Here is a 9,401-nt window from a genome sequence, read left to right as displayed (position 1 = left end):
ACCTCAGCCCCCTCGAGCAACACCTCGCCGACCTGCTCGCCGCCGCCTGACCACATCTCCAAGTCTTGGCGTCGTCCGGGTTCAGAGCCAGGGTCAGATCCCAGGTCAGAGCACGACGAGGAAGTCGCGGTGGATGACCTCACGCTCGTACTCCGGGCCGAGCTCGCGCGCCAGATCTTTCGTCGAGCGTCCGAGCAGAGCCGGCAGCTCCTTGGCCGAGTAGTTCGTCAGCCCCCTGGCCACGACCCGGCCGTCGAGCGCGCACACGTCGACGGCGTCGCCTTCATGGAAGTCGCCCTCGACTCGCACCACCCCAACCGGCAGGAGCGACTTCTTCCGGTGTGCAAGAGCATGAACGGCTCCGTCGTCGACGATGACCCGCCCGCGTGCCGTCGTCGCGTGCTGCAGCCAGAGCCGCCGTGACGCCCCACGCACCCCCATCGGTAGGAAGACCGTGCCGACGTCCTCGCCGGCGAGGACCTGCCGCACCCGGTCGGCGGCGGTCACGACCGTCGTGACCCCGGCAGCGGTGGCGATCCGCGCCGCCTCGATCTTCGTCGTCATGCCCCCGGAGCCCACCTTGGAGCTGCTGCCCCTGATCTCGACGCCGGTCAGGTCGTCGGGGCCGCAGACCACGGGGATCCGCCTGGAGCCGGGCCGAGACGGAGGTGCGTCGTAGAGGGCGTCGACGTCGGATAGGAGCACGAGCGCGTCGGCGTCGATGAGGTGCGCGACGAGCGCAGCAAGCCGGTCGTTGTCTCCGAAGCGGATCTCGGATGTCGCCACCGTGTCGTTCTCGTTGATGACCGGGAAGACCCCGAAGTCGAGCAGCCGTTCGAGGGTGCGCCGGGCGTTCGTGTAGTGCGTCCGTCGGGTCACGTCATCGACCGTGAGCAGCACCTGTCCCACGGTGATCGAATGGGCGGCGAAGGCCTGCGTGTAGGCGGCGAGCAGGGCACCCTGCCCGACGCTGGCGGCAGCCTGCTGCCGGGCTAGGTCACGCGGACGGGACGAGAGCCCGAGCGGCGCGAGCCCGGCCGCGATGGCACCGGATGAGACGAGGACGACCTGCGTTCCCTCGAGATGGCGCCAGGCGAGGGCGTTGACCAGCGCCACCAGCCGGGCCCGGTCGATGCCCTCGTCGGGGCCGGTCAGCGAGCTCGACCCCACCTTGACGACCAGGCGTTTGGCTTGGCTGATCTCGGACCGCGGGGACACGCCGCAACTGTAGTGAGCGGCATACCCTCGCCGTTGTCATGACCACGATGCGTCACAGCGGAGCACCCAGGCGAAGTGCCCCGCGCGGGCGGACGCGACCGGGCCGTGCCACGATGCAGCCATGAGCGAAGAGGCCACCCCGACGAACACTCCCTCCGCAGCAGCGCTCGACTGGATCACTCGCCTGATCCGCATCGACACGACCAGTCGCGACAGCAACCTGCCACTGATCGAGGTCGTCGCGGCCGAGATCCGCACCCACGGCGTCGAGCCGGTCCTCGTGCCCAACGACGAGGGCACCAAGGCCAGCCTCGTCGCGACCTTCCCGGCGGCCGACGGCACGACCCAGGGCGGCATCGTGCTGTCCGGCCACACCGATGTCGTGCCGGTCGACGGGCAGGACTGGAGCAGTGAGCCGTTCGCGCCCGAGGTGCGTGACGACCGGCTCTACGGGCGCGGCTCGTGCGACATGAAGTCCTTCGTCGGCGTCGTCGTCTCGCGCATCCCGGCGATCCTGGCGCAGCCGCTGCGCGAGCCGATCCACCTGGCCTTCTCCTACGACGAGGAGGTGGGCTGCACCGGCGCCGTGGACCTCGTCAAGGACATGGTCGGACGCGGCCTGCGGCCTCGCGGATGCATCGTCGGCGAGCCCTCGAGCATGCGGGTCATCCACGGGCACAAGTCGATCAACCTCGTACGCGTCGACTTCCACGGCGTCGCCGCCCACTCGTCCCTGACGCCGAAGGGCGTCAACGCGATCGAGTATGCCGCCCAGCTCGCCCGCTACGTGCGCACCGTCGCCGACGAGTTCCGCGAGCACGGCCCCTACGACGAGGCCTTCGACGTGCCCTACACGACGTGCACGGTCAACCTCATCGAGGGAGGGATCGCGGTCAACACCGTCCCGGCGGACTGCACCCTCCAGTTCGAGTTCCGTTCGATCGGCGCCGTCGACCCCGTCGCTCTGATCGAGCGGTTCCGCGCCGAGGCCGACCGCATCGAGGCGGCCATGCGCGCGGAGAACCCCGCGGCTCACGTCGAGTTCACCGTCGTCGCCCAGGCACCCGGCCTCGACACTCCCATCGACGCAGAGGTCGTCGAGCTGGCGAGCAGTTGGGGCGGCGCGCTGACGAGCGACAAGGTCGCCTACGGCACCGAGGCGGGCCTGTTCGACCAGGGCGGCATCCCGACCGTCGTCTGCGGCCCGGGAGACATCAACCAGGCCCACTCTCCGGACGAGTTCATCCCACTCGAGCAGATCGCTCGCTGCGAGCGGTTCGTCGACGCCGTCATCGCGGGCGCCCGCGCAACCTCGGACTGACCACCCACGAGACCGCGGCAGCCGACCGTCCAGGCGCAGCGGCATACCTCACATCGGAGCACTCACCATGTCAACCGACACCTCCACCGTCACCCCCGAGCAGCTCGCCGCTGCCCGCAAGGCCGTCGTCAGCAGCTCGATCGGCGCCGCGCTCGAGTGGTTCGACATCATCGTCTACGCATCGTTCGCCGTCGTCATCGCCGAGAACTTCTTCCCCGCAGGCGACGAGACCCTCGGGCTCATCCTCACCTTCGCGACCTTCGCGATCTCCTACCTGATCCGGCCACTCGGCGGCATGCTCATCGGCAGCTACGGCGACCGCTTCGGGCGCAAGAAGGCACTGACCTTCACCCTCCTGCTCATGATGGTCGGCACCGCGATCATGGCGGTGGCCCCGACCCATGCGCTCGTCGGAGCCTGGGCCGGCGTCATCATCCTCATCTCCCGGGTCGTCCAGGGCTTCTCGGCCGGCGGCGAGTTCGGCACGGCGACAACGTTCCTCGTCGAGACCGCCCCACACCGCAAGGCGTACTACGCCTCGTGGCAGGTCGCGGCGCAGGGCATCTCGATGTTCCTGGCGTCGGCGTTCGGGTTCGTCCTGTTCGAGACGCTGACGAAGGACCAGCTCTACACGTGGGGCTGGCGGATCCCGTTCTTCATCGGCATCCTCATCGGTCCCATCGGGCTCTACATCCGGGCCCACCTGACGGAGACGGACGAGTTCACCCAGAGCACCCCGCACAAGACCCCGATCCGGGCCGTCTTCACCGAGCACCTGGGACGGCTGCTCACCGGAGCCGCCTGCATCGGCGTCGCGACGATCTCGATCTACCTCATCCTCTACATGCCGACCTTCGCGGTGAAGAGCCTCGACATCCCGGCCGACGCCGCCTACCTCGGCGGCGTGGTCGCCGGGCTCGTCATCCTCGTCGGAACCCCGTTCGTCGGCATGCTCGCCGACCGGGTCGGCGCGGTCCGCGTCATGACCTGGGGTGCGATCGCCGCGCTGGTCGTTGCCTGGCCGCTGTTCCAGCTGATCATCAGCAGGCCGAGCGTGCCCGTGTTCGTCCTCGTCATCGGCCTGCTCGGCGTCATCGCGGCGCTCTACTTCGGCCCGCTGCCGGCGCTGCTCACCGAGATCTACCCGAGCGAGGTGCGCACGACCGGCGTCTCGGTCGCCTACAACATCGGGGTCACCGTCATGGGCGGGTTCGCCCCGCTCGCCCTGACCTGGCTGCTCGATGTCACCGGCTCACTCAACGCGCCGAGCCTCTACTACATCGTCGTCGCGGTCATCTCGCTGGTCGGGCTGTGGTTCGCCCGGGTCCGCTACGACAGCCGCTGACCCACCTCGCGCCGGCACGCACAGGGTATGCCGCCGGGCCCGGTCCCAGCCTCCGGATGAGGTGGGTGCGGGATCGGGTCCGCCGCCTACGCTGGTGTCATGTCCGAGCCGATCGATCCCACCGTCGTCGACTACGTCAACGGGCTGGCCGACCAGGCCCGCCTCGCCTCCCGACGGCTCGCACTGCTCTCGCGCGCGCAGAAGGACGCGGCCCTGCTCCGCCTGGCGGACGCGCTCGACGCGGCGACGCCCACGATCCTGCAGGCGAATGCCGAGGACATCGAGCGGGGCCGCACCTCGGGCATGCCCGAGAGCCTGCAGGACCGGCTCCGGCTCGACGCCGACCGGGTCGCCGCGGTCGCCCAGGCGTTGCGTGACGTGGCAGCCCTGCCGGACCCGGTGGGCGAGGTCGTCCGCGGCTCGACGCTGGCCAACGGCCTGCAGGTCCGGCAGGTGCGGGTGCCGATGGGGGTCGTCGGCATGATCTACGAGGCGCGCCCCAACGTCACCGTCGATGCGGCCGGGCTGGCGCTCAAGTCGGGCAACGCCGTCCTGCTGCGGGGCGGGTCCGCCGCGGCGAGCAGCAACCACGCCCTCGTCGAGGCGCTGCGCGGCGCGCTTGCGGAACAAGGACTTCCGGCCGACGCCATCACCCTGCTCGAGGAGGGCGGCCACGACGCGGGACGTGCCCTCATGACCGCTCGCGGCCGGGTCGACCTCGTCATCCCACGTGGAGGAGCGGCCCTCATCCAGACCGTCGTGCGCGAGTCGACGGTCCCCGTCATCGAGACCGGCGTCGGCGTCTGCCACGTCTACGTCGACCGCGCCGCCGACCTCGAGAAGGCCGAGGCGATCACGGTCAACGCCAAGACCCACCGGCCGAGCGTCTGCAACGCCGCCGAGTCGCTCATCGTGCACCGCGAGGTGGCCGCCGACTTCCTGCCGAAGGTCCTCACCGACCTGGCCGGCGCCGGCGTGCGACTGCACGTCGCGCCAGAGGTCGGGCCGTATGCGGACGCGGCGGGAGCGGCATACGACATCGCGGGGGAGGGTGACTTCGGCACCGAGTGGCTCTCGCTCGAGATGAGCGTCGCCCTCGTCGACTCGATCGACGACGCGATGGAGCGGATCCGTCGCTACGGCACCGGGCACACGGAGGCGATCGTCACCGAGGACCGCGCGGCCGCCCGCCGGTTCACCGCGGAGGTCGACGCTGCCGCCGTCATGGTCAACGCGAGCACCCGCTTCACCGACGGCGGCGAGTTCGGCTTCGGGGCCGAGATCGGCATCTCGACCCAGAAGCTGCACGCCCGCGGCCCGATGGCGCTGCCCGAGCTGACCACGACGAAGTGGATCGTGGAGGGCGACGGCCAGATCCGCTGAGACGGGGTATCGGTCGATGCCGCCCGGGCTGGCATGATGAACAGCCATGGAGGGAACCGAGGTCCGCAAGCTGGCGCAGCTCGAGGACGCGCACTGGTGGTACCGCGAGCGACGTCACCTGCTGGCCGGGCAGCTGCGCGGCCTGCTGCCCGGCCGGGCCCTCGACATCGGCGCCGCGGGAGGCGGGAACACCCGCGTCCTGCGTGACCACGGGTGGGACGCGGTCGCCCTCGAGTATGGCGCCGAGGGCGCCGAGGTCGCCCGCGAGCGGGGCCTCACGGTGATCCGGGGTGACGCCACCCGGCTGCCCCTCACCGATGCGTGCCTCGACCTCGTGGTCGCCTTCGACGTCCTCGAGCACATCCCCGACGACGATGCGGCGGCGGCCGAGGCGCACCGGGTCCTGCGGCCCGGCGGAACGTATCTCGTCGCCGTGCCGGCCGACCCCCGTCTCTGGTCGGAGCATGACCTCGCCGTCGACCACGTCCGGCGCTACACGCGAGCCAACCTGAGCGCGGTGCTCGAGCGCGGCGGCTTCGCGATCCGGAGCATCAGGTCCTGGAACGTCCTGCTCCGCCCGGTCGTCGCCCTGCGGCGCCGGTCGAGCACCGGATCGGACCTCGAGGAGCTCAACCCCGTCGTCAACCTGGGGCTGCGCGCGGTGATCACGGCCGAGCGCTACCTGCCGGTCGACCGCTGGCCCGGGGTCAGCCTGCTCGTCCGGGCCCAGCGCCGCGACTGACCGCTGCCGAGCGTTTGCTCGCGCTGCCGGGGGGATGCGACTCGCTGGGCGGGGAGACCCGGCCCTGCCCGTCCTCGCCCGATGACGGCGGCGACACTGGTGGCCGTGGTGACGTGGACGGCCGGTCTGCCTGCGCAGAGGCGACGCGCTGCGAGGACGCGGCCGGCAGCGCGGTGTCGGTCGGCCCTCCCGGCCGCTGCGGGCCGGTCAGCGAGTCATACGCGATGAAGTAGGTCGGGCGCCCCTGCAGGTGCGCGTACATCCGCCCGATGTACTCCCCGAGGATGCCGACGCAGAGCAGCTGGATCGCGCTGAACCCCGCGACGATCGCGACCGTCGAGGTCCAGCCGGGGACAGTGCGGCCCCGGGCGCTGGTGACCAGTGCGTAGATGACGAAGAGGGCAGCGATCAGGGCACCACCGATCCCCGCGAAGGTCGCCACCCGCAGCGGCGCCGCCGAGAAGCCGGTGAGGGAGTCGACGGACAGCTTGAGCATCCTCAGGAGCGGGTACTTGGACGCTCCGGCGGCCCGCTCCTCCCGCTTGTACTCGACGGTGTCGGACGGGAAGCCGAGGGCCGGGACGATGAAGCGGAGCACCCGGTTGTGGTCGGGCAGGCCGTTGATCGCGTCGACCGTCGCTCGGGACATGAGGCGGAAGTCACCGGCATCGGCATGGGCCGAGGTCTTGGAGACCGCGCCGATGAGGGCGTAGAACGTGCGTGCCGACACCCGCTTGAACCACGTGTCGGTCGAGCGGTCGCTGCGCACCCCGTAGACGACGTCGACACCGTCGCGCCTGGCCAGCTCGAGCATGTGGGGGATGACCTCGGGCGGGTCCTGCAGGTCGGCGTCGAGGGTCACCACGTAGTCGCCCCGGGCGCTGACGAGGCCGGCCGAGATGGCGGCCTGGTGTCCCGCGTTCGCGCGCAGCCGCACGACCCGAAGCGAGGGCCACTCCCGACGAAAGCGCTGCAGCAGCGCCGGGGTCAGATCGGAGCTGCCGTCGTCGACGGCGATGACCTCGTAGGTCGCGTCGATGCCGTCGAGCAGGGGGCGCAGCCGCCCGACGAGGAGGGGCAGCACCTCCTCCTCGTTGTACATCGGGATCACGACGGACAGCTCGGGGACCATGACTCCAAGCCTACGGGCGCCGGTCGGGCTCTCCTGTCACCCGGCTGGGCGTTCGCTGTGGCACGGGTCCTCACGCGAGTATGCCGCTCGGCTCGCCCGCAGCGCCGCTGACCTGACCGGGCGCTCCCAGACGGCGCGTTCGACGAGGAGGGGCGCCGGGGTCGGATCGGGTGGCCCGGGCGCTAGGCTGAGGCCCATGTCCGATCGTGTCCTGCTCCTGGCCCAGGCCGCCGAGGAGGCAGCCAACGAGCTGCCCATGCCTCCCATCGCGTTCTTCTTCATCGCCTTCGGCCTGTTCCTGGCCGGGCTCGCCATCACGTGGAGCTTCCGCAACACGGCCTACAAGCTGCAGGCGCCGAGGGGTGAACAGAGCGACGCGCTGCGCGAGGCGATCGAGCCACCGAAGGACCACCACTGAGCATGCGCCTCGGCGTCATGGGTGGCACGTTCGACCCGATCCACCACGGCCACCTCGTCGCCGCCAGCGAGGTCCAGTCCAGATACGCCCTCGACGAGGTCGTCTTCGTCCCGACCGGCCAGCCCTGGCAGAAGGCCGACCGCTACGTGACCCCCGCCGAGCACCGCTACCTCATGACGGTCATCGCGACCGCATCGAACCCCAAGTTCACGGTGAGCCGGGTCGACATCGACCGCCCGGGCACCACCTACACGATCGACACCCTGCGTGACCTGCGGGTCGAGCGCCCCGACGCGGAGCTCTACTTCATCACGGGCGCGGACGCCCTGGCCGAGATCCTGTCGTGGAAGGACGCGGACCAGCTATGGCGCCTCGCCCACTTCATCGGCGTCACCCGGCCGGGCCACCAGCTCTCCGGCAAGGGGCTGCCGGAGGACCGCGTCACCCTGCAGGTCGTCCCGGCCATGGCCATCAGCTCGACCGACTGCCGCGCCAGAGTTGTCGACGGGTTGCCCGTCTGGTACCTCGTCCCCGACGGCGTCGTGCAGTACATCAACAAGTACCGTCTCTACTCCGGGCTCCATGCGACCTGGCCCCGGGTCGAGCCGGCTCCGAAGCCGCCCCGTCAGAGCCAGGAAGTTCTGTGACCGCACCCGACCAGTCCCTTCGACTCGCCAAGGTGGCCGCTCGCGCGGCCGAGAGCAAGCTCGCAGAACACGTGGTGGCGATCGACGTCAGCGACCACCTGCCGCTCACCGACGTCTTCGTCATCGCGTCCGCGCCGACCGAGCGCCAGGTCGGCGCCATCGTCGACGAGGTCGAGGACAGGCTGCGCGAACATGGGGCCAAGCCGCTGCGCCGCGAGGGGGAACGGGACGGACGCTGGGTCCTGATCGACTTCGGTGACATCGTGGTGCACATCCAGCACGAACAGGAACGCGAGTTCTACGCCCTCGAGCGGCTCTGGAAGGACTGCCCCGAGGTCGACCTCGACACCGTCGACGCCGGCTCCGCTCGTCGCTCCGACTCATGAGCGGCACCGGTCCAGGTCCCCGGCGGGTCGTCATCATGCGGCACGCCGAGACGGTGGACAACGCGGCTCGCATCTGGCAGGGACACAAGGACACCGAGCTGTCCGAGGTGGGGCGCGAGCAGGTCGTCGCCGCTGCACCGCACCTCGCCGCATATGAGCCGGTCCTGCTGATCTCGAGCGACCTGCAGCGGGCTGCCTCGACGGCCGACCCGATCGCCGAGATCACCGGGCTCGAGGTGCGCCTCGACGCCCGCTTCCGGGAGATCGACGTCGGCGAGTGGCAGGGCCTTCACAGCGACGAGGTCCGCGAGCAGTACGCCGACGTCATCGCGGCGCTCGACCGGGGCGAGGACGTGCCGAAGGGCCGCACCGGCGAGACCCGTGCAGAGGTCGCCACGCGCGTCACCGCTGCCGTCGAGGACGTGCTGCGTGAGCTGCTGCCGGGGGAGACCGCGGTCATCGTCGCGCACGGTGCGTCAGGAAAGCTGGCCGCGACCGAGCTCGTCGGCCTCGACCTCGGTCTGGCCGACCGGGTCTTCCGTGGGCTCGACAACTGCCACTGGATCGAGCTCGTTCAGGACCGGAGCCGGTTCTCCGGGGCTCACCACTGGCGGATCGCCGGGTGGAACCTCGGCCCGTGGGACGTGTGAGCCACTCCCCGAGACCCCGATTTGGGCTCGGCGACGCGGATTGGCTAGAGTTGCGCAGTCGCCTCGGTGAGGCGGCACCTGACGAAGACCTGCGAGCGATCGCACGGGGCTGTGGCGCAGCTGGTAGCGCACCTCCATGGCATGGAGGGGGTCAGGGGT

10 protein-coding genes are annotated in these 9,401 nt (G+C 70.6%); 8 read left to right on the top strand and 2 right to left on the bottom strand.

Annotation, left to right across the window (positions count from 1 at the left end; genetic code table 11):
• Positions 1-105: 105 nt before the first annotated feature.
• Positions 106-1,218 (bottom strand): glutamate 5-kinase, encoded by a 1,113-nt coding sequence (gene proB, locus L0H79_RS17560; RefSeq protein ID WP_301485943.1) that lies wholly within the window; start codon positions 1,216-1,218, stop codon positions 106-108.
• Between the two features lie 121 nt (positions 1,219-1,339).
• Here proB and argE point away from each other — a divergent pair, with 121 nt between their 5' ends.
• The 4 genes from argE (at position 1,340) to L0H79_RS17540 (ending at position 6,009) form a co-directional block, all read left to right on the top strand.
• The gene (gene argE, locus L0H79_RS17555; RefSeq protein ID WP_301485942.1) at positions 1,340-2,539 is read left to right on the top strand and encodes an acetylornithine deacetylase; all 1,200 of its coding nucleotides are present in this window, start codon (positions 1,340-1,342) and stop codon (positions 2,537-2,539) included.
• 67 nt (positions 2,540-2,606) lie between these two features.
• On the top strand, positions 2,607-3,884 hold the full coding sequence (locus tag L0H79_RS17550) for an MFS transporter (RefSeq protein WP_301485941.1): 1,278 nt from the start codon (positions 2,607-2,609) through the stop codon (positions 3,882-3,884).
• A 99-nt stretch (positions 3,885-3,983) separates the two neighbouring features.
• The gene (locus tag L0H79_RS17545) at positions 3,984-5,267 is read left to right on the top strand and encodes a glutamate-5-semialdehyde dehydrogenase (RefSeq protein ID WP_301485940.1); all 1,284 of its coding nucleotides are present in this window, start codon (positions 3,984-3,986) and stop codon (positions 5,265-5,267) included.
• Between the two features lie 46 nt (positions 5,268-5,313).
• The gene (locus tag L0H79_RS17540) at positions 5,314-6,009 is read left to right on the top strand and encodes a bifunctional 2-polyprenyl-6-hydroxyphenol methylase/3-demethylubiquinol 3-O-methyltransferase UbiG (protein WP_301485939.1); all 696 of its coding nucleotides are present in this window, start codon (positions 5,314-5,316) and stop codon (positions 6,007-6,009) included.
• Here L0H79_RS17540 and L0H79_RS17535 read toward each other — a convergent pair.
• Positions 5,975-7,141 (bottom strand): glycosyltransferase family 2 protein, encoded by a 1,167-nt coding sequence (locus tag L0H79_RS17535; protein WP_301485938.1) that lies wholly within the window; start codon positions 7,139-7,141, stop codon positions 5,975-5,977. The two genes, L0H79_RS17540 and L0H79_RS17535, sit on opposite strands and share 35 nt — an antisense overlap.
• 196 nt (positions 7,142-7,337) lie before the next feature.
• On the opposite strand from L0H79_RS17535, the gene L0H79_RS17530 reads away from it, so the two are divergent.
• The 4 genes from L0H79_RS17530 to L0H79_RS17515 are packed head-to-tail and all read left to right on the top strand — an operon-like array spanning position 7,338 to position 9,242.
• Positions 7,338-7,559 (top strand): hypothetical protein, encoded by a 222-nt coding sequence (locus L0H79_RS17530; protein ID WP_301485937.1) that lies wholly within the window; start codon positions 7,338-7,340, stop codon positions 7,557-7,559.
• 2 nt (positions 7,560-7,561) lie between these two features.
• Positions 7,562-8,206, top strand: a complete 645-nt coding sequence (nadD, locus tag L0H79_RS17525) for a nicotinate-nucleotide adenylyltransferase (RefSeq protein WP_301485936.1) — start codon at positions 7,562-7,564, stop codon at positions 8,204-8,206.
• Positions 8,203-8,592 (top strand): ribosome silencing factor, encoded by a 390-nt coding sequence (rsfS, locus tag L0H79_RS17520; protein ID WP_301485935.1) that lies wholly within the window; start codon positions 8,203-8,205, stop codon positions 8,590-8,592. The genes nadD and rsfS overlap by 4 nt, the downstream gene beginning before the upstream one ends.
• Positions 8,589-9,242: a histidine phosphatase family protein gene (locus tag L0H79_RS17515; RefSeq protein ID WP_301485934.1), complete on the top strand. Its 654-nt coding sequence runs from the start codon at positions 8,589-8,591 to the stop codon at positions 9,240-9,242. The genes rsfS and L0H79_RS17515 overlap by 4 nt, the downstream gene beginning before the upstream one ends.
• Positions 9,243-9,401: the final 159 nt, after the last annotated feature.

Origin of the sequence: Intrasporangium sp. (genome assembly GCF_030452765.1) — a bacterium.
Taxonomy (GTDB): Bacteria; Actinomycetota; Actinomycetes; order Actinomycetales; family Dermatophilaceae; genus Intrasporangium_A.
Note: the sequence above shows the minus strand (reverse complement) of the source record. Positions and strands in the feature narration are given on the sequence as shown.